21 protein-coding genes and 1 pseudogene are annotated in these 25,494 nt (G+C 71.1%); 12 read left to right on the top strand and 10 right to left on the bottom strand.

Features of this window, described 5'->3' with window-relative positions:
* The first annotated feature begins 20 nt into the window (after window positions 1-20).
* Window positions 21-404 (top strand): MerR family transcriptional regulator, encoded by a 384-nt coding sequence (locus OG844_RS04420; RefSeq protein ID WP_406388214.1) that lies wholly within the window; start codon window positions 21-23, stop codon window positions 402-404.
* 13 nt (window positions 405-417) lie between these two features.
* On the opposite strand, the gene OG844_RS04415 is transcribed toward OG844_RS04420, so the two are convergent.
* Both OG844_RS04415 and OG844_RS04410 read right to left on the bottom strand, forming a co-directional pair.
* Window positions 418-918, bottom strand: a complete 501-nt coding sequence (locus OG844_RS04415; protein ID WP_406396001.1) for a DNA polymerase ligase N-terminal domain-containing protein — start codon at window positions 916-918, stop codon at window positions 418-420.
* A gap of 214 nt (window positions 919-1,132) precedes the next feature.
* Window positions 1,133-1,657, bottom strand: a complete 525-nt coding sequence (locus tag OG844_RS04410; protein ID WP_406388212.1) for a DUF4232 domain-containing protein — start codon at window positions 1,655-1,657, stop codon at window positions 1,133-1,135.
* A 189-nt stretch (window positions 1,658-1,846) separates the two neighbouring features.
* On the opposite strand from OG844_RS04410, the gene OG844_RS04405 reads away from it, so the two are divergent.
* Together OG844_RS04405 and OG844_RS04400 are read left to right on the top strand one after the other, a co-directional pair.
* The gene (locus tag OG844_RS04405) at window positions 1,847-2,767 is read left to right on the top strand and encodes a family 16 glycosylhydrolase (protein ID WP_406388211.1); all 921 of its coding nucleotides are present in this window, start codon (window positions 1,847-1,849) and stop codon (window positions 2,765-2,767) included.
* A 60-nt stretch (window positions 2,768-2,827) separates the two neighbouring features.
* On the top strand, window positions 2,828-3,820 hold the full coding sequence (locus OG844_RS04400; protein WP_406388209.1) for an aldo/keto reductase: 993 nt from the start codon (window positions 2,828-2,830) through the stop codon (window positions 3,818-3,820).
* A gap of 37 nt (window positions 3,821-3,857) precedes the next feature.
* Here the strand turns inward: OG844_RS04400 and OG844_RS04395 are convergent, their stop codons facing one another.
* The 3 genes from OG844_RS04395 to OG844_RS04385 form a co-directional block, all read right to left on the bottom strand.
* On the bottom strand, window positions 3,858-5,048 hold the full coding sequence (locus tag OG844_RS04395) for a serine/threonine-protein kinase (RefSeq protein WP_406388207.1): 1,191 nt from the start codon (window positions 5,046-5,048) through the stop codon (window positions 3,858-3,860).
* A 223-nt stretch (window positions 5,049-5,271) separates the two neighbouring features.
* Window positions 5,272-5,964: an HAD family hydrolase gene (locus OG844_RS04390; protein WP_406388206.1), complete on the bottom strand. Its 693-nt coding sequence runs from the start codon at window positions 5,962-5,964 to the stop codon at window positions 5,272-5,274.
* Window positions 5,965-5,988: 24 nt separating this feature from the next.
* On the bottom strand, window positions 5,989-6,471 hold the full coding sequence (locus OG844_RS04385) for an Lrp/AsnC family transcriptional regulator (protein ID WP_406388205.1): 483 nt from the start codon (window positions 6,469-6,471) through the stop codon (window positions 5,989-5,991).
* 273 nt (window positions 6,472-6,744) lie between these two features.
* Here OG844_RS04385 and OG844_RS04380 point away from each other — a divergent pair, with 273 nt between their 5' ends.
* Window positions 6,745-8,256 carry an FUSC family protein gene (locus OG844_RS04380; protein WP_406388203.1) on the top strand — a complete coding sequence of 504 codons (1,512 nt, stop codon included), beginning with the start codon at window positions 6,745-6,747 and terminating at the stop codon, window positions 8,254-8,256.
* A gap of 169 nt (window positions 8,257-8,425) precedes the next feature.
* The gene (locus OG844_RS04375; RefSeq protein WP_406388202.1) at window positions 8,426-9,505 is read left to right on the top strand and encodes a lactonase family protein; all 1,080 of its coding nucleotides are present in this window, start codon (window positions 8,426-8,428) and stop codon (window positions 9,503-9,505) included.
* 133 nt (window positions 9,506-9,638) lie between these two features.
* Here OG844_RS04375 and OG844_RS04370 read toward each other — a convergent pair whose 3' ends face one another.
* The 4 genes from OG844_RS04370 to OG844_RS04355 all read right to left on the bottom strand — a co-directional run bounded on the left by OG844_RS04370 (window position 9,639) and on the right by OG844_RS04355 (window position 13,514).
* Complete coding sequence (locus tag OG844_RS04370; protein WP_384610529.1) at window positions 9,639-10,562, bottom strand: sirohydrochlorin chelatase; 924 nt, start codon at window positions 10,560-10,562, stop codon at window positions 9,639-9,641.
* A gap of 138 nt (window positions 10,563-10,700) precedes the next feature.
* Entirely contained in the window at window positions 10,701-11,711 is a 1,011-nt protein-coding gene (locus tag OG844_RS04365; protein ID WP_406395999.1) for an N-acetylglucosamine kinase, read from the bottom strand.
* Window positions 11,696-12,373: a uracil-DNA glycosylase gene (locus tag OG844_RS04360; RefSeq protein ID WP_406388200.1), complete on the bottom strand. Its 678-nt coding sequence runs from the start codon at window positions 12,371-12,373 to the stop codon at window positions 11,696-11,698. Before OG844_RS04360 ends, OG844_RS04365 begins: the two co-directional genes overlap by 16 nt.
* Window positions 12,374-12,428: 55 nt before the next feature.
* The gene (locus tag OG844_RS04355; RefSeq protein WP_406388198.1) at window positions 12,429-13,514 is read right to left on the bottom strand and encodes a WD40/YVTN/BNR-like repeat-containing protein; all 1,086 of its coding nucleotides are present in this window, start codon (window positions 13,512-13,514) and stop codon (window positions 12,429-12,431) included.
* A 265-nt stretch (window positions 13,515-13,779) separates the two neighbouring features.
* On the opposite strand from OG844_RS04355, the pseudogene OG844_RS04350 reads away from it, so the two are divergent.
* Window positions 13,780-14,491: pseudogene (locus OG844_RS04350) on the top strand (cupin domain-containing protein).
* A 44-nt stretch (window positions 14,492-14,535) separates the two neighbouring features.
* On the opposite strand, the gene OG844_RS04345 reads toward OG844_RS04350, so the two are convergent.
* A complete protein-coding gene (locus tag OG844_RS04345; RefSeq protein WP_406388197.1) occupies window positions 14,536-15,594 on the bottom strand; it encodes a LacI family DNA-binding transcriptional regulator in 1,059 nt (352 codons plus the stop codon).
* A gap of 214 nt (window positions 15,595-15,808) precedes the next feature.
* Here OG844_RS04345 and OG844_RS04340 point away from each other — a divergent pair, with 214 nt between their 5' ends.
* The 6 genes from OG844_RS04340 to OG844_RS04315 all read left to right on the top strand — a co-directional run bounded on the left by OG844_RS04340 (window position 15,809) and on the right by OG844_RS04315 (window position 25,473).
* Entirely contained in the window at window positions 15,809-17,056 is a 1,248-nt protein-coding gene (locus OG844_RS04340; protein ID WP_406395997.1) for an extracellular solute-binding protein, read from the top strand.
* A gap of 2 nt (window positions 17,057-17,058) precedes the next feature.
* Entirely contained in the window at window positions 17,059-17,988 is a 930-nt protein-coding gene (locus OG844_RS04335) for a carbohydrate ABC transporter permease (protein WP_406388195.1), read from the top strand.
* 4 nt (window positions 17,989-17,992) lie between these two features.
* Window positions 17,993-18,889, top strand: coding sequence for a carbohydrate ABC transporter permease (locus OG844_RS04330; RefSeq protein ID WP_329213668.1), 897 nt, complete (start codon window positions 17,993-17,995; stop codon window positions 18,887-18,889).
* Between the two features lie 53 nt (window positions 18,890-18,942).
* Window positions 18,943-21,345: a glycoside hydrolase family 3 N-terminal domain-containing protein gene (locus OG844_RS04325; RefSeq protein WP_406388194.1), complete on the top strand. Its 2,403-nt coding sequence runs from the start codon at window positions 18,943-18,945 to the stop codon at window positions 21,343-21,345.
* 177 nt (window positions 21,346-21,522) lie between these two features.
* Window positions 21,523-22,182 carry a sodium:solute symporter family transporter gene (locus OG844_RS04320; protein WP_406388192.1) on the top strand — a complete coding sequence of 220 codons (660 nt, stop codon included), beginning with the start codon at window positions 21,523-21,525 and terminating at the stop codon, window positions 22,180-22,182.
* 87 nt (window positions 22,183-22,269) lie between these two features.
* Window positions 22,270-25,473: a glycosyl hydrolase 115 family protein gene (locus OG844_RS04315; protein ID WP_406388191.1), complete on the top strand. Its 3,204-nt coding sequence runs from the start codon at window positions 22,270-22,272 to the stop codon at window positions 25,471-25,473.
* The last annotated feature ends 21 nt before the right edge of the window (window positions 25,474-25,494 follow it).

Here is a 25,494-nt window from a genome sequence, read left to right as displayed (position 1 = left end):
GGGAACCCTGGGGGTGGCGGATGCGGATCGGTGACGCTGCGGCGGCAGCGGGGACCACGCCGAGAGCGTTGCGGTTCTACGAGGAGCGGGGACTGCTGCCACCGCCCGGGCGCAGCACGACGGGCCAGCGGGAGTACGGAACGCGTGATGTCGCCAGGGTCCGCGTCATCCGTGAGCTGCTGTCGCTGGGGCTGACGGTCGAGGATGTGCGGCACTGCTCGGACCGACTGGACCTCCTGGTCGACGGACCGCTCCGGTCCTGTGCCGGATCCGGGGAAGGGGGCGCGGAGAGCGAGGGGGTGGCGGCGCGGCGGCTTGCCGTACTCGACGCGGAGATCGCCCGGCTGAGCCGGCTGCGGGAGCAGCTCGCGGCGCGGGTCGAGGGGCGGACGACCGTGTCCTGACCCGGACCACGGGTCAGCCGGCCCGCTCCCGTTCCGCGGCGGCGACCTGGTGCAGTGTCCGGCCGGTGCGGGCCGAGCGGGCGTGGTACGGGTCGGGTGTGCCGGGCCTGTCGCGTACGGCCTGCCGGTCGTCGGCCTTGATGAGCAGCCAGGCCTCGGGGCCGTCGGTGTCGTCCTCGTTGCCGATGTGGAAGCGGGTGAGCGTGAATTCGCCGTGCAGTTTGCTTCCGTCGAGCCAGAACGTGGCGTGCCCGCGGTCCAGGGACTCGCCGAACGGTACGGGAGCGCCCTCGGCGTCGTGGCTGAGCGGACGGTAGGTGCCCTGGTCCCAGACGATGACGGTGCCGCTGCCCTGTTCGTCCTGTGGAATGACTCCTTCGAACTCGCGGTACTCCAGCGGGTGGTCCTCCGTCGGCACGGCAAGCCGCTTGTCGCGCGGATTGTCCGACGGGCCGCGGGGCACGGCCCACGACTTCAATACGCCGTCCAGTTCCAGGCGGAAGTCGAAGTGCATCCGCCGGGCCTCATGGATCTGCACCACGAAACGTTGTGCGTCGTCGCTGCTCACGGCTGGATCCTTCCGCCCTGGACTGCCGTCGGACGAGGCGTGCGGCTCCGCCCGGCCAGGCCCGCGCAGGCACTGCGCGGCCCGTACCTCCACTGTGCCGCCGTCGGCCGCGCGGCGCACGACGGCGGCCGTAGGGGGGCCGTGGGATCTGCCCCGGCGGTCAGTCCGTGTGCCGCTCGAGCACCGCGTCGGCAGCGGCCTGCGACGGGTGCCACGACGTGGTGACCGGTTCCCACACCCGGATACCGTCGGGGGCTCCCAGAGAGGCGGCGTCGAAGGTGCGTCCCCGGTGGGACGGGTCCCCGGCGACCGTCAGCCGGTCCGCCACCCGCAGCTCCGTCGACGTGGGGGCCAGCGTGCGCACAGCCGCGTACGCCGATCGGCCGGCCGCCAGGCGGTACGGTGCGCTCCCGCTCGCGGGCACCGGCTGTGCCGAGCCGTCCAAGCCGCCGAAGACCACGGTGGGGATGCGGTCGACGACACAGGCCGTGCCACCGCGGTTGGTGATGCTGATCCGTACAGCGTCGGGCTGGTCCGAGGCGGTGGCGGCGACCGCCAGGCGGCTGTCTCGGCAGGTGGGCGGCACCGGGGCCGCGACGGCTGAGGAGGCCGCCAGGGCACCCGTCGGAGCCAGCAGGGCCAGGGCGATTGCGGCGGGAACGGCGAGTACGGGTCGCATACGCATGAGATGTCCGTTCCCCATGGCGATGACTTCTACCCGCCCGGTCCGGACCGGGACCTTGACGGCTCTTCGGCGCCTGTCTTAAATCAAGAGTTGAAATATACGCCCGGGATGAGCGCCCCAACCGTTCACCTCTCGGCGTCCACCTGTCATGCACATGCCCCCCACCATCCTCCACCTCGAAGTGACGTGATGACTGTGCACCCCTTTGATCACACCATGAGGCGTCCGGCGAAACGGCGTCGCACGATGATGTACGCCCTCTCGCTGCTCTGCTGTTCGGCCGCCCTGACCGCCCTTCCCGCAGGCGCGTCGGCCGCCCCGTCTCCCCACACGACCGCGTCCTCCGCGGCACCGAAGGCCGCGGCCCCGGCCGCCGTGGTGTTCGCCGACGAGTTCGACGGAGCCGCGGGTTCGGCCGTCGACGGCGGCAAGTGGCAGATCGAGACCGGCGACAACGTCAACAACCACGAACGGCAGTACTACACGGCGGGCAACAACAACGCCGCCCTCGACGGCCAGGGCAACCTGGTCATCACCGCGCGCAAGGAGAACCCCGGCAACTACCGGTGCTGGTACGGAACCTGCGAGTACACCTCGTCCCGTCTCAACACCTCCGGCAGGTTCACCCAGACGTACGGTCATGTCGAGGCCAGGATGAAGGTCCCGCGCGGACAGGGGATGTGGCCCGCGTTCTGGATGCTCGGCGCCGACATCGGCAGCGTCGGCTGGCCGAACAGCGGTGAGATCGACATCATGGAGAACGTCGGCTTCGAGCCCGGTACCGTCCATGGGACCCTGCACGGCCCCGGCTACTCCGGATCCGGAGGAATCGGTGCCGGATACAGCCTCCCGGGCGGGGCGGCCTTCGCGGACGACTTCCACACCTTCGCCGTCGACTGGGCACCGGACTCCGTCACCTGGTCCGTCGACGGCACCGTCTATCAGAGGCGCACTCCCGCCGACCTCAACGGCAATCCCTGGGTCTTCAACAAGCCGTTCTTCCTCATACTCAACCTCGCCGTCGGCGGCTACTGGCCCGGCGATCCGGACGGCAGCACCACGTTCCCCCAGCAGCTCGTCGTCGACTACGTACGCGTCACCACCAACTGACGAGGGCCCACCCCGGGGCCGGCGGTCCACCACGCCGCCGGCCCCGGGCGGCGACGTAGCATGATCCTCATGGAGCAGCGGACACTGGGCAGGACCGGACGTGACGTATCGGTCGTAGGACTGGGCACCTGGCAGCTGGGCGGGGACTGGGGTGAGGTGCGGGAGGCCGACGCCTTCGACGTCCTGGACGCGGCCGTCGAGTCGGGAGTCACCTTCTTCGACACCGCCGACGTCTACGGGGACGGCCGCAGCGAGCAGCTCATCGGCCGATACCTGAAGGACCGTCCGGACGCGGACGTCTTCGTCGCCACCAAGATGGGCCGGCGCGCCGACCAGGTCCCCGAGAACTACGTACTGGACAACTTCCGTACCTGGAACGACCGTTCGCGCGCCAACCTCGGCGTCGACACGCTCGACCTCGTACAACTGCACTGCCCGCCGACCAGCGTCTACTCCTCGGACGCGGTCTACGACGCCCTGGACACGCTCGTCGCGGAAAAGCGGACCAAGGCCTACGCGGTCAGCGTCGAAACGTGCGCGGAGGCACTCGCGGCGATCGCCAGGCCGGGTGTCGCGAGCGTGCAGATCATCCTCAACCCGTTCCGCCTCAAGCCGCTGGACGAGGTGCTTCCGGCGGCTGCCGCGGCGGGAGTCGGGATCATCGCGCGGGTTCCGCTCGCCTCCGGACTGCTGTCCGGCAAGTACACCGAGGACACGGTCTTCGCTCCCGAGGACCACCGCACGTACAACCGCCACGGCGAGGCCTTCGACCAGGGCGAGACGTTCTCCGGCGTCGACTTCGCGACCGGTGTGGCGGCTGCCGCCGAATTCGCCGAACTCGTTCCCGAAGGCGCCACTTCGGCGCAGACCGCGCTGCGCTGGATCATCCAGCAGCCCGGTGTCACGAGCGTCATCCCCGGTGCGCGTTCCGTGGCTCAGGCCCGGGCCAACGCTGCCGCGGCCGTTCTTGCCCCGCTGCCGCTGAGCACGCTGGACGCGGTGCGGGAGCTGTACGACCGCCGGATCCGCGCGGAGATCCACGCGCGCTGGTGACGCGGACACGAGCCGGGGCCGAGCACCGCGGAGGGGCTCAGTCGTCCGACTCCTCGCCGTCCTCGCCGTCCTGCCGGGGCCCGTCCCCGGCAGGGCCGGCCGGTTCGACAGGCGCGGACGGCTGCAGTGTGGCCGTCGGCGTAGGACCGGGATCCGGGGTATCCGCCGCACCGGAGTCCGGCGAGAACAGGACCGTTCCCAGGTACACCGCCGCCACGAAGGCGACGGCTCCGGCGACGGCACTCGCCACACGGGGCCGTCGGCGGATGGCCTCACCCGCGCGGAGCCGGCGCGTGGACGCTGATCTGGCGGCCCGGGGCGCAGGCGTCGCCCGTCTGCGCCCGGTGGGCTGCGGCAGCCGGTACGCCGACATGCCCCCGGTGTCGGGAGTGGCGGCACCCGGCGCCGGAGCGGCAGGGACGACGGGCCGCGGGGCGGCGGCATGCTGCTGCGGCAGCGGCTCGGGGCGCCCGCGCCAGGCGCCGCTGCGGAACCATTCCGAGGCCTGCTGTGCACTCGGCCGGTCCTCGGGCTGCTTCGCCAGCAGGCCCAGCAGATACGAATCGAAGGCGGGGGAGATGTCGACCCCCCGCTGTCTCACCGGCACCGGAGGCGTGTCCACGTGCTGGTAGAGCGTCGCGGTCGCGGTGTCCGAGCGGAACGGCGGCTGACCGACCAGTAGTTGGTAGACGACACAACCGAGGGAGTACATGTCCGACGCGGAGTCGGCGGTGCGGCCGAGCGCCCGCTCCGGAGCCAGGTACAGGCTCGTGCCCACGATGTGGCCGGCGGTGGTCAGAGCCGTCGAGGGGTCGTCGACGAACTGGGCGATGCCGAAGTCGCCGATCTTCACCGTACCGTCGGCATCCAGCATGAGGTTGCCCGGCTTGATGTCGCGGTGCACGATGCCCTGCCGGTGCGCGGCCGCCAGACCCGCAGCCGCCTGACCCGCGATGTCGGCCACCTGCTCGGGGTGAACCGACTCCTGGGCCGCCAGCAGGTCCCCGAGACTCCTGCCCTCGACCAGCTCCATCACCAGATAGAAGCGGTCCTCCCACGAGCCGAAGTCGAACACGGCCACCAGGTGAGGATGGCTCAGACGCGCCGCGGTCTGCGCCTCCAGGCGGAACCGGGCGGTCGACGAGGCGTCGGCATGGTCCCCGAGCAGCAGTTTCACCGCCACGGCCCGGCCCAGGACTTCGTCCGTGGCGCGCCACACCTCACCCATGCCGCCACGACCGATGGGGGATATCAACCGGTACCGACCAGCTACCAGCACCTGTGCACACCTATCTCGAACTGTGGCCCGCTCCGACTGCCGCAGCGGCGACCTCATCGGGCTCAACGGCTCGGTACGGTACGTGGGGTGTGCGGCATGATCAGGATATCCGTCCGCCGGGCCTCCGGTTGCCGGGGCCGCCACCACCCCGCCGAATCCGGCCTGATCCGCATCAAAGTCCCTGGCGGAGGCGGTCGAACACGGCCTGTGCGGTGAACTCGTCCTGCCCGCCGGGGAAGAGCAGTTCCGCAGTCGCGAACGCGGGCTCACCGGCGATCTCTTCGGCAAAGGGAACCGCGATGCAGCGCATTCCCGCCGCGTACGCCGCCTCGACGCCCGGCACGGCGTCCTCCAGCACCACGCAGTCCGCCGGTTCGGCGCCGAGCCGCCGGGCGGTCTCCAGGAACACATCGGGCTCCGGCTTTCCGTGCGCCACCTCCTCGGCGGACACGTACAGCCGGATGTACGCGTCCAGCCCGGTGACGGCGAGGGTGGCTCCGATCGCCGCCCGGGACGAACCCGAGGCCACCGCCATCGCGACCCCGTCCTCGTGCAGCCGCTCGACCAGGAGCCGCATCTGCGGGAAGACCTTCGTCGAAGCGCCGGCGAGCTCCAGATACAGGGCGTTCTTCCCCGCCAGCAGTTCCTCGACCGGCGCCTCGATCCCGTACTCCGCGCGCAGGACGGTCAGGGTCTCCCGGGTACCGATCCCGATGAAGCGCGCGTGCTTCTCCCAGTCGTAGTCCTGTACGCCGTACCGGGAGAGGAGGCGGCGCCCCGCCTCGTAGTAGTTCGGCTCGCTGTCGACGAGCGTGCCGTCGAGATCGAAGATGACCCGAAGGGCCGGGGTGCGCCTGGAACTCATGGCTCCCAGCATGCCGGACGGTGATCAGTCCGGACTGCCCGCCGCCCGCCCCACGGCCTCGACCAGCGGCAGGACCCGGTGCGCCACCCTCTCGCGCAGGGCCACCTCCGTGCGCGTCCTGACGACGCCGGGGAGCTGGATCAGCTGCTGGATCACGTCCTCGAGGTGACCGTTGTCGCGGGCCACGACGCGCGTCAGGAGGTCACCGCCGCCGGTCGTCGAGAACACCTCGATGATCTCCGGGACCGCCGCGAGCGCGTCCCCCACCTCGTCCAGGTGCCCCTGGGTGACCTCCAGGTGGACGAAGGCGAGCACCGGGTGACCGAGTGCCGCGGGGGAGATCGACGGTCCCGTGCCGGTGATCACGCCGTCCCGCTCCAGACGGTCCAGCCGGGCCTGGAGGGTGCCGCGCGCCACTGCCAGGATGCGCGCGTACTCGCGGACGCTGGTGCGCGGCTGCTCGATGAGCAGCCGCAGGATTCGGGTGTCGAGGGCGTCCACCGCCATGATCGGCCGTTCTCCTCCCGGCTCGGTGATCCTTCGCCCGACTCTAACCGTGGCCCGGCCCGGGATCGGTGCCTTCCACGGGCGACCGGGTCCGTTGGCCTACTTGTGGCACGCCATACGCCTCCGGAGATGTACCAATGGCCCAGTGGTTTCGCCTCGATTTGAGCCATGAGGTGCCGGGATGCTCTGATGTATCTGTCGATGGCGCTGCGGATCCCCGTGGCGCCTTTTTCATGCCGGTGCACGGGCCGGGTTCACAGGGGAGAGCCTTCGTTGCTGAAGAGGATGTTCGTTGCCGCGGATCCGGGACGACTGCGCCTGCGCAGCGGGGTCCGGGCCGTCCTCGGCATCGGGCTGGCGGTCGTGGTGTGCGGGCTGGCCGGCCACTCGCTCGTCGGGGCGATCACCGGCGGTCTCGCCGCACTGCTGGCCCTGTTCACGGTGACCGACCCCACCGTGCGCGGGCAGGCCATCACGACGGCTCTGCTGCCTGCCGCGGGGCTCCCCGTGCTGGCCCTGGCAGCCCTGCTGCACGACCAGCCTGTGGCGCGCGACGTGGCCTTCCTCGCGGTGATGGGTGCCGGCGTGTACGCCCGGCGGTGGGGGCCGCGGGGGCACGCCCTCGGTGTGTTCGCCTTCATGTCCTTCTTCGTCACGCAGTTCCTGCACACGCTGCCCGCGCAGTTGCCCGAGCTGTACTCCGCGGTCGCCCTCTCCCTGCTGGCCTCGTCCGCCGTCCGCTTCGGCTTCTGGTGCTACGAGCGGCGGCTGCCCGCCCCCTCGGTGCTCACCCCGGTGGCCGGCCGGGGGCTGGCCCGCGCGACCACACGCCAGGCGATCCAGGCGACCGCGGGTGGCGCCTTCGCGCTCCTGGTGGGGCAGCTCCTCTCCGAGGAGCGCTGGTACTGGGCCGTCGGCGCCACCTGGTGGGTCTTCGTGAACACCGCGTCCCGTGGCGAGACCCTGGTGCGGGGATTCCGCCGGGTCCTGGGCACGCTGATCGGTATCCCCGTCGGTCTGGTCGTCGTCGTTCCGCTGCACGGTGCCGCCGTGCCGACCGCCGTCGTCGTGGCGGCCGCTGTCTTCGGGATCTTCTACTCGGCGGCGGTCTCGTACACCTGGATGATGTTCTCGGTGACCGTCATGGCAGGTGCGCTCTACGGGGCTCTCGGCGTGCTGGACCCCTCACTGCTCGCACTGCGGCTCGTGGAGACGGGTGTGGGGGCGCTCGGCGCGATGGCGGCGGTGCTCCTCCTGCTGCCGGTCACCACGCACGCCACGACCGATGCCTGGATCCAGCGGGCCCTGCGCTGTGTGCACGCCTGCACCGCGGAGGCGGCCGCGCGGCTCGCGGGTTCGGCGACGGCGGACCCGGCCCCCCGCGTCGCCGAACTGGAAGCGCTCCTCGGGCGCGTACGGCTCTCGCTCGGCCCGCTGGTGCATCCCCTGAGCCCGCTGCGCGCCCGTAAGGCGCGGGCCGGGCAGGTGCTCGCACTGCTCGACGTGTGCGCACGCGAGGTACGCGGTCTCGCGTCCGTCGCGGCGGACCCGGAGGCGTCGCACGACGCCCGTCTCGCCGCCGCCTGCTGGCGTGTCGAAGCCTCCGTGGAAGCGCTGACGGCCCCGGACCGCAGGCGCCACGAGACGGCTTCCGCCGCCGGCCACCTGCCGGCCGCCGGTGTCGCCGAACCCGCGCTCGCCCACCTGCACAGCCTGGAGCGGGCGCTCGCCGAACTGGCCGCGCCCCTGCACAGCTCCCCCCGGGCCCCGCTGATCCGTGCCTGACGTCCCCTAGGCCCCTTGAGGGGGCCGCTCGGCCGGCCACCGGCACGCAGGCGCGCGGTACGTGTCCGAAGGGGCTTTCCGGATTGGTCTGGACCACGAAGGGCTGCCTGCTACCGTCGCCGGGGAAGATCGCGACAGACGGCACAGACGGCAAAGGCGGGGTAGCGCGATGGGCAGCAGAAGCGCCGGGCGGGCATTCATAGGGTCGTTCACCTCGGCCGGCGGACGCGGTGTCACCGCGGTCGCCGTCGACCCGGACACCGGGGCGCTGACCGTGCTCGCGGCCACGGACGCCGTTCCCGACCCCTCCTTCCTCACGGTCGGCCCCGCCTCCGCAACGGGTGTCAGGCTTCTGTACGCGGTCAGCGAGACCTCCGACGGCGCCGCCGCCGCATGGGAGATCGGCGACGACGGCCTGCGGCCCGCCGGCCCGGTGCGGTCCGTCGACGGGAGCAGCCCCACACACCTGGCACTCGCCGCCGGTCATCTGGTCACCGCCAACTACGGCTCCGGGAGCGTGACCGCGCTGCCGGTACGGGCCGACGGCTCCCTCGGCCCGGCGGCCTCCGTGCTCCGGCACGAGGGCAGCGGGCCCGACACCGGCCGGCAGGCGGGCCCGCACGCCCACCAGGTGCTCGCCGACCCCTCGGGGAACTGGGTGCTGAGCGTGGACCTGGGTACGGACTCCGTGCGCGTCTGCGCCCTCGACCCGCGCACCGGGTCGCTGCGGCTGCACGGGGAGACGGCCATGCGCCCCGGCAGCGGGCCGCGACACATGGCCTTCCACCCGTCGGGGGGACACGCCTACGTGCTGAACGAACTGGAGCCGACGGTCACCGTATGCCGCTGGGACGCGGCCACGGGCCGGCTCGAGCCGTTCGGGGAGACACCTGTGCTGCCCCACGACGTGGATTCCGAAGGCGTCACGGCCGGGGACGCGCGTACGTACCCGTCCGAGGTCGTGGTCTCGTACGACGGGCGGTTCCTGTGGACCGCGAACCGCGGCCACGACAGCATCTCCGTCCTCACGCTCGACGAGACGGCCGAGAAACCGCTCCTGGCCGCGGCCGTGGGCTGCGGCGGGCAATGGCCCCGCGACCTCACCCTCGATCCCACCGGGCAGTGGCTGTACGTGGCGAACGAGCACTCCGGCAACGTCAGCTGGTTCGCCGTCGACGCGGAAACGGGCATTCCGGCCCACGCGGGCTCCATCGACGCTCCCGCCGCCTCCTGCGTCGTCTTCGCCTGAGGCGCCCCGGGGCGCCCCGGGGCGCCCCGGGAGACGCCCCGTGAGTCCCGGGGAGGCGCCCGGGAACGACAGGCGGCACGGGCCGGGGCTATCCGGTCCGTGCCGCCCGATCAGTCGGAGGTGCGGGCGCCGATCAGTGCGCCTGGGCGCCCTGCGGTGTCGCCGGCGTGATGCCGAGCGTCGCCGCGTAGGTCGAGAGCACGAGCTTGCCGATGGCCGGGTACGCGCCGAGCGGCTCGGCGGTCGCGCAGCCGGCCTCCCTCGCGGCGGCCTCCAGCAGGCCGGTGTCGACCTCCGGGCCCACCAGGTACGGCGCGAGCGCGAGCTGGGCGGAACCGGAGTTCTGGAGCTGTGCGGCGATCGAGGCGACCGAACCCTCCACATCCAGTGCGGCGGCCATCACCGGAACCGCGAGGCGCGCGGCCAGCAGCATGCCGGTGATCCCGGCGGCCTGCACGGCCTCGTCGCCGCCCACCGTGGCCAGCACGATGCCGTCGGCCGCGGTCGCCACGGTGAACAGCCTGGCACGGTCGGCGCGCGCCAGGCCGGCCTCCGAAAGGCGCACGTGGAGTGCCTCGGCGAGGAGCGGGTGCGGGCCCAGCACATCGGTCAGCTCGGTCTGGGTGCCGCTCTCCATGACCGCCTGCCGTATCCGCCGGATCAGGGCGCTGTCCGGCCCCGCCAGCAGCGGCACCACGACGGCGGACGGGCCCTGCGGCTCGGAGACCTCACGACCCGCGGCAACGGCCTGCTCGTAGCGCGCGGTGCGCTCGGTGGCGGTATGCGCGAGTACGGAGACGAGCGTGGGGTACTCGGCGTCGTCACCGTCGAGATAACCGATCTGTGCGTTCAGGCCGGGAAGCTCGGAACGGGCGATGCTGATCACTTCTTCGGCGAGGCTGCGCGTGGCCGAGGAAGGGGTACCGGGAACAGCGAGAACGAGCGCGGCAGCGCCCTCAGGTGCGACCACGGGCTCCGGGCGGCGGTGCCGTCCGGACTGGCGAGGTCGCGGCATTCGTACAGGCAGGCCGGAAGCGGGCCCAGTGGGGGTGCTCATGGCGCCGCATGCTACTGGTTTTGGGTGCCCCTCTGTTCGGGGAGGGGGTGGTCGGGCGTTATCTGTCCGGTTATGTCTGTTGAGTGGCATACCAGTCAACTGCCCTGCTCTGTCCGGGCGGTCAGATGCTCGGTATGCTCACGTCACCTCCGCCACGAACAGCAGTGCCGGGTGGGTGGGCAGCCGCAGTTCCGCCAGGGCGAGAGCCCGCGCGACGGCCAGCGAACCGTGGAGCGGATCACCTGCGGCGGGCACCACGCGGGCCTGCGGGACCTGTCGCGCGAGCTCTGCGTACAAGGGCCCGGTGAGCGGATCGCCCATCCTGAACAGACCTCCCGTCAGGGCGACTTCGCACCCGCCGTTCCCGGCGTCCGTGGCCGGGGGGCAGACCGCCGCTGCGGCTTCGGCGATGTGGACGGCAGCCTCCCGCAGGATGCCGGCCGCGACCTCGTCCTCGGCGGCGCAGGCCGCGACTTCGGGGGCGAAGGAAGCGAGCAGAGCCGGACGGTCGCCTCGCGGATAGAGGAGCCCCGGAAGATCGGGAGCAAAACCGAAAATCTTCCGGAGCCGCGCGAGCAGGTCGGGGGAACCCCCGGCCCGCCCGTCGTGGGCGCGCATCGCCGCGTCGAGTCCGGCGCGGCCGATCCAGGCACCGCCGCCGGAGTCGCCCAGCAGATGACCCCAGCCGTCGGCCCTTCGCCACGTCGTCAGATCGGTGCCGAGCGCGATCATGCCCGTGCCGCCCGCGACGACCGCTCCGGGTCGCTGTCCGAGGGCACCCGCGTAAGCGGTCACCGCGTCGGCGGCCAGCGCCACCCGCCGCACGACCAGCGCCTGCGCCAGAGCTGCCGGCAGCTCGGTACGCAACTGCCCGCCGAGCGTCGCCATCCCGGCGGCCCCGACGGCCACAGCGGCGATCTCCGCCCCCGGCCCGGCCTCCTCCAGCAGCCCCCGGACCGCCGGCAGAAGCTGCTCCAGCATGTGCCCGGCATCGATGCCGGCCGTTCCCGTCCGCACCGGTTCGGCGCAGACCGTGGTGGACACGGGATGCTCCGTGCCTACGGTCCCGAGCGCCACGCGCAGCCCGGACCCGCCGGAGTCCACGCCGATGACGAACGGGTCCGGCGCTGCCGTCACGGCAGCCGCCAGTCGACCGGCTGCGCCCCCTGGCGCTGCAGCAGTTCATTGGTCCGGCTGAACGGACGTGAACCGAAGAAGCCGCGGTCGGCCGACATGGGGGAGGGGTGCGAGGACTCGATCGCCGGGAAGTCGCCCAGCAGCGGCCGCAGATTGCGGGCGTCACGGCCCCACAGCACCGACACGAGCGGTGTGCCGCGCGCGACCAGCGCGCGGATGGCCTGCTCGGTCACCTCCTCCCAGCCTTTGCCCCGGTGCGCCGCAGGCCGCCTGGGAGCCGTCGTCAGCGCCCTGTTGAGCAGGAGCACCCCCTGCTGCGCCCAGGGCGTCAGATCGCCGTTGGAGGGCCGTGGAAGGCCAAGATCCGAGTGCAGCTCCCGGAAGATGTTCTCCAGACTCCCGGGCACCGGACTCACCTCGGGTGCCACCGCGAAACTCAGGCCGATCGCATGCCCCGGTGTCGGGTACGGATCCTGGCCGACGATCAGGACGCGTACCTCGTCGAAGGGTTGCTGGAACGCCCTCAGCACATTCGGTCCCGCGGGCAGGTAGGTGCGCCCCGCGGCGATCTCCGTGCGGAGGAAGTCGCCCATAGCGGCGATGCGTTCGGCCACGGGCTCGAGGGCCTGCGCCCACCCCGGCTCAACGATTTCTTTCAACGGTCGTGCTGCCACGGGCCGCACTCTACTGGTCTCCACCGGTGCTACGACCACACCGGTCGGCTGCGGGTCAGTCGAGCACCACCGCCCGCACGCACAGCACGTCGGGCAGATGCGAGGCGAGCTGCTGCCAGCTGTCCCCGTCGTCCTCGCTGGCGTACACCTCGCCGTTGCGGTTGCCGAAGTAGACGCCCGCCGGGTCGGCGTCGTCCGTACAGAGCGCATCGCGGAGCACCGTGCCGTAGTGGGCGCCGTCCGGCAGGCCCTGCGTCAGGGGCTCCCAGGTCGCTCCGGCGTCACGCGTACGGAACACCCGGCAGCGGCGACCTGCGGGGACGCGGTCGGCGTCCGCGTTGATCGGGAAGACGTAGACCGTGTCCGCGTGGTGCGGATGCGCGACCGCGGCGAAGCCGAAGTCCGAAGGCAGGCCCGCGCCGATGTCCGTCCAGTTGTCCCCGGAGTCGTCGCTGCGGAAGACCCCCCAGTGGTTCTGCAGGTAGAGCCGGTCGGGATCGGCCGCGTCACGGGTGACCTTGTGCACGCACTGGCCGAACTCGGGGTCGGGGTCCGGCAGGAAGACCGCGGAGACCCCCTTGTTGGACGGAGCCCACCGCTCGCCGCCGTCCTTCGTCCGGAACACGCCCGCGGTGGAGACGGCGACGGTCACCGCACGGGCGTCCCTCCGGTCGGTCAGGATGGTGTGGAGACCCTCGCCTCCCCCGCCGGGTACCCACTTCGACCTCGTCGGGTGCTCCCACAGCGGGCGGACCAGCTCGAAGGACTCGCCACCGTCCTCGGACCGGAACAGGGCCGCCGGCTCCGTCCCCGCGTACACCACGCCGGGCGCCTCGGGTCCGGCCGGATGCAGCTGCCAGACCCGCTCCAGCGACGCCTCGGTGAACTGGGGGAACTTCACCGCCGGCTGCTTCGGCTCGACCCATGTGGCGCCCAGGTCGTCGGAGTGGAAGACGGAGGGGCCCCAGTGTGCGCTGTCGCCGCCGACCAGAAGGCGGGGTGCCGGCCCGCGGGTGTCGATCGCGATCGAATAGACGGCCTGCGCGTTGAAGTGCGGATCTCCGAACTCCCATGCGCCGCCGCGCCTGCGGCCGATGAAGAGTCCTTTGCGGGTGCCCACGGTGAGCAGTACGTCGGTCATGACAGAGACCTCCCGAAACGCCGTTATGCCGGATAGGGGACAGTCTGCACCGGGCCACTGACAGCAGCCCGCACATTCGGTCGCCGCCCTGGCCGGGGCGGTTGCGGCAGGCGCTCTTGACCCCCGGTCGTACGCCGGGTCGTCTGGTGTGGAAAGCGCTTGCAGCCCAGGCGCGACAGACCGGGGGCGGGCGGTGGAACAGGCGCGGGGACGCACGGAGCGGCGTGCCCGGCAGGCGAAGGCGGCACCCGACCGAGGAGCACCTGTGACGGCCTTCGAAGGGCTGCGGGGCGCTGTCGCGGTGTCCCACCTCAGGGTCTACGACTGGCCCACGGAGGACGGCCTGCGCGGTGGCACCCCGCATCTGCACCTGAGGTGTTCCGAGGGCTACGTGGTCGTCGGAGGCAGCGGGTCCGTGCAGACACTCACGGCGTCGGGCTCCAGGAGACCCCCCTGGTTCCGGGGGCCCTCGTGTGGTTCACCCCGGGCACCATCCACCGGCTGGTCAACGAGGACGGGCTGCGCATCGTCGTCCTCATGCAGAACAGCGGGCTGCCGGAAGCGGGTGACGCCGTGCTCACGTTTCCGCCCCGGATCCTCGCGGACGCCGGGCTCTACCGTGCGGCAGCCACCCTTCCCGGCGGCACCGAGGAAGCGCAGACGTTCGCCGCACGCACCCGCCGCGACCTCGCCGTCCAGGTTTCCTCGCACTGCGCGGCGCCACCGAGGCGGGCGACCCCGGGCCGCCGGCCGCGTTCCACCGGGCCGCCGCGGAGCTCGTGCGCCCCCGGACCGAGGACTGGCGCGCACGCCGGCAGCAGGGCGCGGCGGCCGCGTCCCGGGCGACCGGCCGGCACCTCGACGCCCTGGCCCGCGGCGAGGACGCGCACCTCCGCGATGCCCGGGTGCAGGCAGAACAGGCTTTCGCACTCGGGAGGTTCGGTATGTGCGGCCGCCTCGACGTATGCCCGGGCTGACCGACTCCCGATCGCCGCCCCGCCGACAGGGTCCCGCTCGTGCGTCAGCCGGCCGGCGGGGCCGTGCTGCTGCGGACCACCAGGCTCGTCGCCAGGTCGACCCGGGTGGTGGCGGGCTGCCGGCCCCGGCCGAGGTCGAGCACCAGCCGGGCGGCGGTCTCGGCCATCTCTATGAGCGGCTGCCGCACGGTGGTGAGAGGCGGCCCGATCCACCGGGTGAGCGGCAGGTCGTCGAATCCGACCACGCTGAGGTCCTCCGGAATCCGCAGTCCCAGCTCACGCGCCGCCTCGTACACGCCGAGTGCCTGCAGGTCGTTGCCGGCGAAGATCGCGGTGGGGGGGTTCGGCAGGCGCAGCAGCTCCAGGGCCGCCGTGTAGCCGTCTTCGTGGTGGAACTCGCCCTCGCGCACGAGCTCGGGGTCCATCGGAATGCCCGAGGTCTCCAGCGCGGCACGGTAGCCGTCGATGCGGGCGCGGCTGCACATCATGCGGGTCGGCCCGCCGATGACGCCGATCCGGCGGTGTCCCAGACCCGTCAGATGGCGTGTGGCGGCGAGACCGCCCTGCCAGTTGGCCGCGCCGACCGAAGGGATGTCGTCACCGGGATCGCCCGCCGGGTCCACCACGACGAACGGGATGCTGCGGCTGTTGAGCTGGGCGCGCTGGGCGGCGTCGAGGTCCGAGAGCACCAGGATGACGCCGGCCGGGCGGCGTGCCAGGACGCCGTCCACCCAGGTCTGGCCCGGGGTCAGCCTGCCGGCGCTCTCCGAGAGCACCAGGCTCAGGCCTTCCTCACGGGCGACGTTCTCGACTCCCCGGACGACTTCCATCGCCCAGGCGCTGTCCAGTTCGTGGAAGACCAGGTCGATGAGCTGGGACTGTTGCGAGGCGCCGCGCCTCCGGCGGTAGCCGTGGCGCAGCAGCAGTTCCTCCACCCTGGTGCGGGTGCTGGGGGCGACATCGGCTCGCCCGTTCAGCACTTTCGAAACTGTCGGAGCCGAAACTCCGGCCGCTCGGGCGATTTCTGCCAGCGTGGCGGTGCTCTCCGACGACTCGTCGACGGACACCTTCTCCTGTTGGGGCTGGACCTTTGCAGCGCTCATGCACGAATCGTAGCTCCCCGAAGCCCCGAACAGGTGGCCGGGCGGTGTTGGTAAATCCTTGGTCCTGCCCTCTTGACGGGCCCGAAACACGACCGTACGGTTCCGGCAACATTCGAAAGGCAAGCCGAAACATTCGACAGAGGGTGCGGTCATGCGGTCGGGTATTTTCACTCAGGGCACACGTACGACGAGATGGGTCGCAGTCGGTGCGGCGATGGCGATGGCCGGTCTCCTGGCCGGCTGCGGTTCGGGAGACAGCGGCAGCGACGGCGGCGGCACCATCACCGCGTACGTCTACGGCGATGACGCGGTCAAGGTACAGCAGGCCGCGGTCGACACGTTCAACAAGACCTCCGAGGTCAAGGTCAAGCTGGTGTCGGTCCCCGGGACCGACTACGTGAACAAGCTCCGCAGTGCCATGGGCTCGCCCAGCGCCCCGGACGTCTTCTTCAACTGGGGCGGCGGTTCCATCAAGCCGTACGTCGACTCCAAGAACCTGGTCGACCTCACCTCGACCGTCAAGAACGACGCCACGCTCAAGGACGGCTTCCTCCCGTCGATCATGACCGCGGGCAGCCTCGACGGGAAGATATACGGGGTGCCGATGCGCGGCATGCAGCCCGTGATGGTCTTCTACAACAAGAGCCTCTTCGCCGAGCACAAGCTCGAGGTCCCCAAGACGTGGGAGGACCTCCAGAAGGCCATCACCACCTTCAAGGCCGCGGGCATCACCCCCTTCGCCCTGGGCGGCTCCGACAAGTGGCCCGAGCTGATGTGGATGGAGTACCTGCTCGACCGGATCGGCGGACCCGAGGTCTTCCAGAAGATCCAGAACGGCGACACCGACGGCTGGGGCGACCCGGCGGTGCTCAAGACGGCGCAGACCGTCAAGGAGCTGATCGACGACGGCGCGTTCGGCAAGAACTTCAACTCGGTCGACTACGGCAACGGCGGAGCCCCGACCCTGCTCAACAAGGGCAAGGCCGCCATGCACCTCATGGGCTCGTGGGAGTACTCGACCCAGCTGGGCAAGGCGCCCGAATTCGCCAAGAAGGACCTCGGCTGGGCCGCGTTCCCGACCGTGGCGGGCGGCGTGGGTGACCCGGCGAACGTGGTGGGCAACCCCACCAACTACTGGTCCGTCAACGCCCGTACCAAGCACAAGGACGCCGCCATCGCGTTCCTGAAGACGATGGCGTCGAAGACCTACGCCCAGGCCCTCGTCGACAACGGTGACATCCCCACCACCTCCAACGCGGCCTCGATGCTGAGCACCTCGCCCAACCCCGAGTTCGCCAACGACCAGTACCAGCTGGTCCAGAAGGCCCCGAGCTTCACCCTCTCGTGGGACCAGGCGCTGGAGGCCCAGTACGCCACCCCGCTGCTCACCGAAATCAGCAAGCTGTTCGCCGGAAAGAGCACTCCGGAGCAGTTCGTCGAAGCAATGAAGGCCGCACACTGACGATGTCCCACCACACTCCGCACGCGAAGAGGCGCGGAGACAGGAAGGCGGCCGTCGGCAACGTCGGCCGCCCCCCGGTCGCCTGGGCCCTGCCCGGCATCCTCTTCTTCGCCGTCTTCGCGATCATCCCCCTGGCGATCGCCGTCTACCTCTCCTTCTGCGAATGGGACGGGCTCAACTCCCCGACCCTGACGGGCCTGGACAACTGGACCCGGTTGTTCCAGGACTCCGAGTTCGGCCAGGCGGCCTGGCTGAGCCTCCTGCTCACCACGATCAGCTGGGCCTTCCAGACCCCCGTGGCACTGCTGCTGGGCGTCTGGGCGGCGGGACGCCAACGCAGCCGGGCCGTGCTGTCCGCGATCTTCTTCATTCCGCTGCTGCTCTCCACCACCGCGATCGCCATGCTCTTCCACGCCCTGCTGGACCCCAACTTCGGCGTGATCAAGGAGATCGGCCCCTGGATCGGAATCGATCCCAACATCATGGGGTCGTCCACGGGCGCGCTGCTCATGGTGGCGTTCGTCGGCGGCTGGCAGTTCATGCCCTTCCACACGCTGATCTACCAGGGCGGTGCCCGGCAGATCCCGGAGGTCCTCTACCAGGCCGCCGCCATCGACGGCGCCGGCATGGTGCGGCAGTTCTTCCACATCACCCTGCCGCAGCTGCGCCACACCATGACGACCTCGTCGGTCCTGATGATCGTCGGCTCGCTGACGTACTTCGACACCGTGCTCATCATGACCAAGGGCGGTCCCGGCACGGACACGACGATCCTGCCGTACCTGATGTACCGGACCGGCTTCCAGACGTACGACCTGGGATATGCCGCAGCCATCGCCACCGCACTGGTCGTCGTGGCCACCAGTCTCTCGCTCATCCTGGTCCGCTTCAGCGGCTTCGGATCGATGCGATCCACCCGGGAAGGTATGTGACGCGATGTCGATCGACACCCGCCCCGTTGCCCCGCAGCGGATCTCGCCGTCCCTGAAGCGCCATCAGGCCTCCGCCCGCCGCCGGAAGCTGCTGGGCAACCCGCTGGCCGGCCTGGGCTCGCTGGTCTGGCTCGTCATCGTCCTGGTGCCGCTCTACACGCTCGTCTCCGCGTCGCTCATGCGCCAGGACGAGGCGCTGAACGGCGACCCGCTGGCTTTCCCGACGGATCCGACGTTCGACAACTACAACACCGTGCTGCACAGCGGGTTCCTCACGCTGCTCGGCAACACCGCGATCGTCGCGGTGTCCACGGTGGCCATCGTGCTGGTGCTGTCCATCCCGGTGGCGTACGTGGCGGTGCGCACCCGCAGCCGCCTCTCCTCACTGGCGTTCCGGACGTTCCTGCTCGGTGTGGCGATACCGGCGCAGGCGGTGATCGTTCCCCTGTACCTGCTCATCGGCAAGATGGGTCTCTACGACACCCTCTACGCGATCATCCTGCCGACCGCGGCCTTCTCCATGCCGGTTGCCGTCCTGGTACTCAGCGGCACCATGCGGGACGTATCGGAGGAGATGTACGAGGCGATGTCCCTCGACGGCGCCTCGCCCGTGCGGATGCTGTGGCAGCTGGCGATACCGCTCTCCAAGGCCGGCATCAGCACAGTGGCGATCTTCTCCGCACTGCAGGCGTGGAACGGTTTCCTGTTCCCCCTGATCCTGACGCAGTCGGAGGAGAACCGGGTGCTCACGCTCGGGCTGTTCAACTTCATGACCCAGTTCGGCGTGAACATCCCGGCCGTGCTGGCGGCGATCGTGCTCTCCGTCGTGCCCATCTTCGCCGTGTACCTCGTGGCCCGGCGTGCGCTGGTCAACGGACTGATGGGGGTGGGCGGCAAGTAGCGACACCTCTGCCGCCCCGCACCACCGCACTCTTGAGAGGAACCCCTGCCGCCATGGCGATCCACCCCCACCCCCAAGCCCGTGAGGCCGACCCGGTACCCGAGGCCGACGGCCCCTGGCGCGACCCCTCGCTCACCCCAGAGGTGCGGGTGGCCGATCTCATCACCCGGATGACCCTCGAGGAGAAGGCCGCACAGCTCTACGGAATCTGGGTGGGCGCCGACGCCGAGGGCGACGGGGTCGCACCCCACCAGAACGACATGGTCGACCCGGTCGACTTCGAGGAGCTCACGACCCGCGGACTCGGCCAGCTCACCCGGCCGTTCGGCACCGCCCCGGTGGACCCGGGTGTCGGCGCCGTCGCACTGGCGCGGGCGCAGACCCGGATCGCCGAGGCCGGCAGGTTCGGCATCCCGGCGCTCGCCCACGAGGAGTGCCTCGCCGGCTTCACCGCGTGGGGCGCCACCGCCTATCCCGTGCCGCTGGCCTGGGGTGCGGCCTGGGACCCCGAGCTCGTCGAGGAGATGGCCCGTCTGATCGGCGCCGACATGCGGTCGGTCGGCGTCCACCAGGGGCTCGCTCCCGTTCTGGACGTCGTGCGGGACCTTCGCTGGGGCCGCGTGGAGGAGACCATCGGCGAGGACCCGTACCTGGTCGCGACGATCGGTTCGGCCTACGTCCGGGGCCTCGAGTCCGCCGGGATCGTCGCCACGCTGAAGCACTTCGCGGGCTACTCCGCGTCCGCCGGGGCGCGGAACCTCGCGCCGGTCCGTGCGGGCGGCCGTGAGATGGCCGACGTGATCCTTCCGCCCTTCGAGATGGCGCTCCGCGAGGGCGGTGCCCGCTCGGTGATGCACTCGTACGCCGAGATCGACGGGGTGCCCACCGCCGCGGACCCGGCACTGCTCACCGAGCTGCTCAGGGACACCTGGGGGTTCGGCGGGACCGTCGTCGCCGACTACTTCGGCATCGGGTTCCTGGAGACCCTGCACAAGGTCGCCGCCGGTCGCGCCGATGCCGCCCGGCTCGCACTCACCGCGGGCGTCGATGTGGAACTGCCCACCGTGCGCAGTTACGGCGACGAGCTCATCGCCGCAGTGCGTGAGGGAGCGGTGGCCGAGGATCTGGTGGACCGGGCTCTGCGCCGTGTCCTGCTGCAGAAGTGCGAGCTCGGGCTGCTCGACCCGAAACGGCCGGTCCTGCCCGCCGCGCTCGACGGGGTGGACCCGGACCGGGCGCGCGGCACCGTGGACCTCGACCCGCCGCGGAACCGGGCCCTGGCCCGGATCCTGGCCGAGCGGTCCTGTGTCCTGCTCGCCAACCCCGGCGATGTGCTGCCGCTCGGCGGCACCGGACGGATCGCGGTGGTGGGGCCACGCGCCGACGACCCGCTGGCCATGCTCGGCTGCTACTCCTTCCCCAGCCATGTGGGCGTCCTGCACCCCGAGATGCCGATGGGCATCGCCGTTCCGACGGTGCTCGAGTCGTTGCGCGAGGAATTCCCGGGTGCCGGGATCGACTTCGCGGAGGGCTGCGACGTCGACGGGGCGGACACTGCCGGAATCGCGCAGGCCGTGGAAATGGCCGTCGGCGCCGATGTCTGCGTGGCCGTGCTCGGCGACCGGGCCGGCCTGTTCGGCCGCGGCACCTCGGGCGAGGGCTGCGACGCGGCCGATCTGTCCCTGCCGGGTATCCAGGCCGAGCTGCTCGACGCGCTGCTGGACACGGGAACCCCGGTGGTCCTCGTGCTGCTGACGGGCCGCACGTACGCGCTCGGCGGCCGGGCCGACCGGCTGGCCGGGTGCGTGCAGGCCTTCTTCCCGGGCGAGGAGGGCGGACCGGCACTGGCGGGCGTGCTGTCGGGGCGGGTCAACCCCTCCGGACGGCTGCCCATCGGTGTCCCCCACGGTCCCGGCGGCCAGCCGTGGACCTACCTGCAGCCGCCGCTCGGCCGGGTCAACGGGGTCAGCAACCTGGACCCGACCCCGCTCCACCCGTTCGGCCACGGACTCTCGTACACCTCCTTCGAGTGGGAGGCCGGCGCTCCCGTCCCGGCCGAGCTGCCCACCGACGGCGCGACCGACCTCGAGCTCACCGTCCGCAACAGCGGCGAACGCGAAGGCGCCGAAGTCGTCCAGCTCTACGTCCACGACCCGGTCGCCCAGACCACCCGCCCCGAGTCGCGGCTGATCGGCTACGCCCGCGTGCCGCTCGCCGCGGGGGAGACCCGGCGGGTCCGCTTCCGCTTCCATGCGGACCTGGTGTCCTTCACCGGGACGGGCGGGCGCCGCATCGTCGAGCCCGGTGACATCGAGCTCCGCTTCGCCGCATCCAGCGACTACGCCGACGTTCGGCACACGGTACGGCTGCGCCTCACCGGGCCCGAGCGAACCGTCGATCACCGGCGCCGCCTCGTCTGCACCACGTCGCACGAGCCGGTGGTCCCGGAGAACTGACGGGCAGGGGCAGCGGTTCCCTGCCCGCCCGCTCCGCACGCCCGGGGGTGTGCGGAGGTGCTGTCGAAACTTTCGAAGGCTGCCCCGGAGCCCTCGGCGTGAGCCGAGGGCTCCGGACGGGGCGCCACTGCGAAAAGGCGTCTGTCATGCTCAAGGCAACCTGCTCGCTGGCCGTCGGTGCCGCCTCAAGTTGCCCGTCCGGCAGCCTGTTCCAGATGGTTCCGAGGCCTGCCACGCCGTCGCCCAGGGCTCGTCGGTCTGACCCTGGCGGGAATGTTCTCCCACACGATGACGATGGCCTCGTCGGACGCCAACGCGGTCTCCGCGGTCGTCACCCGCGACATCATCCCCGCGGTGGTCCGCCGCGCCAGGGACCTGTCCCCGGCGACCGGACTCCTCGTCGCCCGGGTGTGCACCGTCGTGTTCATCACCCTCAGCATGATCGTCGCCATCGAGGCGGACCATTCCGGTGGTGTGCTGGGCATCATCGTCGGACTCGTCGTGGCCGTGATGGGCCCCATCTCCATCCCGATGCTGCTGGGGCTGCTGCCGGCGTTCCGCAGGTTCGGGCCCCGCGCGGCCCTGTCCTCCTGGGCGTCGGGGCTGCTGGGCTACGTCCTCGTGAAGTCCGTGCTCGAGAGCACGGACCAGACCTTGGTGATCGTCACCCCGCTGGTCACCTCGCTGGTGGTGTACATCGCCGTCGGTCTGATCAGCCCGGAGCCCGACGACACCGCCGACGCGATCGTGGCGGCCCTGTCACCCGCCTCCGACGGCGACGGCGAAGCGGTGACAGCCACCGCTGCCCAGCCCGCCGCGTCCGGCGCCATCGACTGACGCGCCACACCCCCTCCACCCGAACACATGCCAAGGACTCATACCCGTCCAATTTGTCAAGAGTGTGAACAAAACTGGGAGAGCAGTATGGACCAGCACGTCCCGCACCACAGCAGTCGCCGATCGGTCCTGGGGGCCGGCCTGGGGCTGACCGCGCTCGCGGCCACACCCCTCGGCTCCCTGATGGGGATCACGGGTGAGGCGGCAGCGACGACACCGCTGTCCGGCGGCCCCGCCCCTCTCCGGCCCACGGACCCCGGTGCCTACGTCTCCTTCACCCCGCGCTCCGGCGCCTTCCCGCTGGTAAGGGCCGGCAGGGCGGCCCCGATCGTGGTCAGCGACAGCGACTACGCCGGAGTCGTGCGGGTGGCCGGTGACCTCCGGGCGGACATCGAGCGCGTCACCGGGGTCCGCCCCGTGCTCGCGCACGACACCGCTCCCAAGGGCAGCCGCGAGATCGTGCTCGTGGGAACCCTCGGCCGCAGCCCGCTGATCGACGCCCTGGTCGCCGCGCGCAAGCTCAAGGTCTCCTCGATCGAGGGACAGTGGGAGACCAGCCTGCAGACCGTGGTGGAGAAGCCGCTGCCGGGCGTTGACCGTGCCTTCGTGATCGCGGGCAGCGACCAGCGCGGCACGATCTTCGGCGCGTACGACGTCTCCCGGGGCATCGGCGTCTCGCCCTGGTACTGGTGGGACGACGTCGCACCCGTACACCGTGACGCGCTGTACGTCCTGCCGGGTCTGCACAGCCAGGGCACCCCCGCCGTGAAGTACCGCGGATTCTTCGTCAACGACGAGAACCCGGCGCTCGGGACCTGGGCCCCCGCCTTCTTCGGCCCCGGCAAGGCGCCGGGCTTCGAGGGCGGATTCAACGCCGACTTCTACGCCAAGATCTTCGAAGTGATGCTGCGGCTCAAGGCCAACTACCTGTGGCCCGCCGTCTGGGGCCGCGCCTTCGCCGAGGACGACCCGCAGAACCACGCCACCGCGAAGGCGTACGGCGTCGTCATGGGCACCTCGCACGAGGCACCCATGATGCGGGGGATCGAGGAGTGGAACAGGCATGCCGTCGCGGCCGTCCGTGACGGCGCGGGAAACATCACCAAGCCCGGCAACGACCCCTACGGCGGCACCGGGGAGTGGTCCTTCCGCCGCAACGCCGAAGCCATCAAGGCCTACTGGAGGCAGGGCATCCGCCGCATGGCGGACGAGGACTTCGAGGGTGTGGTCACCCTCGGCATGCGTGGCAACGGCGACGTCAGCCTGCCCGACGGCGACGGCATCGAGCTGATGAGCGAGATCATCGCCACCCAGCGCCAGATCCTCGCCGAGGAACTCGGCCCCGACGCCGACGTTCCGCAGGTGTGGACGCTCTACAAGGAGGTCCAGCGCTACTGGGACCGCGGACTGCGGGTCCCCGACGACGTCACCGTCGTCCTCACCGACGACAACTGGGCCAACATCCGCAAGCTGCCCGACCTGGAGAACGACGACCGCAGCGGTGGGTACGGCCTCTACTACCACTTCGACTACGTCGGGGTGGGCCGCAACTACAAGTGGGTCGACACCGCCTCGCTCCCCAACATGTGGGACCAGCTGCACCAGAGCGCGGCCTACGGCAACCACGGCCTCTGGATCACCAACGTCGGAGACCTCAAGGGCAACGAACTGCCCACCCAGTTCTTCCTGGAGTACGCCTGGAACCCCGACCGCTGGACCCTGGACCGGATCCCGGAGTGGGAGGAGCAGTACGCCCGGCAGAACTTCGGCGAGAAGCAGGCCGAGGACGTGGCCGCCGTCCTGCGCACCTACGCCCAGCTGCAGTCCCGCCGCAAGCCCGAACTGCTCAACCGGAGGATCACCCTCGACCCCGCCAAGGACCCGGCGAAGGACTCGTCCGCCATCGTCTACGACGACCGGGCCACCCCCTTCAGCCTGACCGACTACCGCGAGCTGGAGCGGGTCACGGGGGACTGGGAGCGACTGGACACCGCGGCGGCGCGCATCGGGCGCAAGCTCCCCGCCTCGGCCCAGGACGCCTGGTACCAGCTGGTCGGTTACGAGGTCCGGGCGACCGCCAACCTGTACGCCCTGCGTGAGGCCGAGTTCACCAACCTCCACTACGCGCCCCAGGGCAGGGCCCTCACCAACCAGCTCGCGGCCACCGCCGAGGCCAGGCTCGCCGACGACTTCGCGCTGGCGCGCCGCTTCAACACCGAGGTGGCCGACGGGAAGTGGGAGGGCTTCCAGACCCAGCCGCACATCGGTTACGGCGATGTGGACCGCTACGGCCCCAACGCTCCCTGGCAGCAGCCCGAGCTCAACAACGTGGCGATCGCCGACGAGATCTTCCCCGCCGTGCGCCGCATCGAACTCCCGCGCACGGCCGAGATGGGGGTGGCCATCGACGGCTCGGCCGCCTGGTGGCCGGCCGCGGGGCAGGACGGTGCCGAGCCCGTGCTGCCGGTCTTCAGCCCGTACCAGAGCCAGCCGGCGCAGTACGTCGAGGTGTTCAACCGTGGCTCCGAACCCTTCGACTACCGCATCCGCACGGGCGCGTCGTGGCTGATCGCCGACCGGACGCAGGGGCGGGTGGACGCCCAGACCCGGGTCACCTTCAGGGTCGACTGGTCACGGGCACCCGAGGGTGTCACCCGGGTTCCGGTCACCGTTTCCGGCCCCGGTGGCAGCGAGGTGGTCGTCCAGGCCGTGATCGACCGCCCCCAAGCGCGGCGCGCACAGCTCTCCGGCTTCGTCGAGGCCAACGGTTACGTCTCCATCGAGGCGGACCACTTCCACCGGGCGCTGGGCCGCGACGGCATCTCCTGGCAGCGCATCCCCGGCATCGGCCGCACCGGTTCGGGCATGGAGCCCTTCCCGGTCACGGCCGCACGCCAGACGCCGGGCGGGAAGGGGCCGAGGCTGGAGTACCGGGTCAGCCTGTTCACTACCGGGCCGGTCACGGTCTGGGCGTACCTCTCGCCCCGGAACAACGCACGGGCGGCCGACGGGCTCACGTACGCCGTCTCCTTCGACGACGACGCGCCGCAGTCCGTCAACGTCACCGCGGTCACCGGCGCCGACGACGGCACCATGAACCCGCAGTGGGCCCGTAACACCTCGGACAACGTCAACCGCACCAGCACCGCACACCACATCGGCCGGGCCGGCGTCCATGTGCTGAAATTCTGGATGGTCGACCCGACGGTGGTGCTGCAGAACCTGGTGGTGGACACCGGCGGCCTCAAGCCCAGCTATCTGGGCCCGCCGGAGAGTCTCCGGCTGAGCTGACCGGAGCGGGACGAGGAGGCG

It is taken from the genome of Streptomyces sp. NBC_00887 (assembly GCF_045207585.1).
The sequence above is the reverse complement of the archived record's forward strand: the minus strand, read 5'-3'. Positions and strand labels throughout refer to the sequence as shown.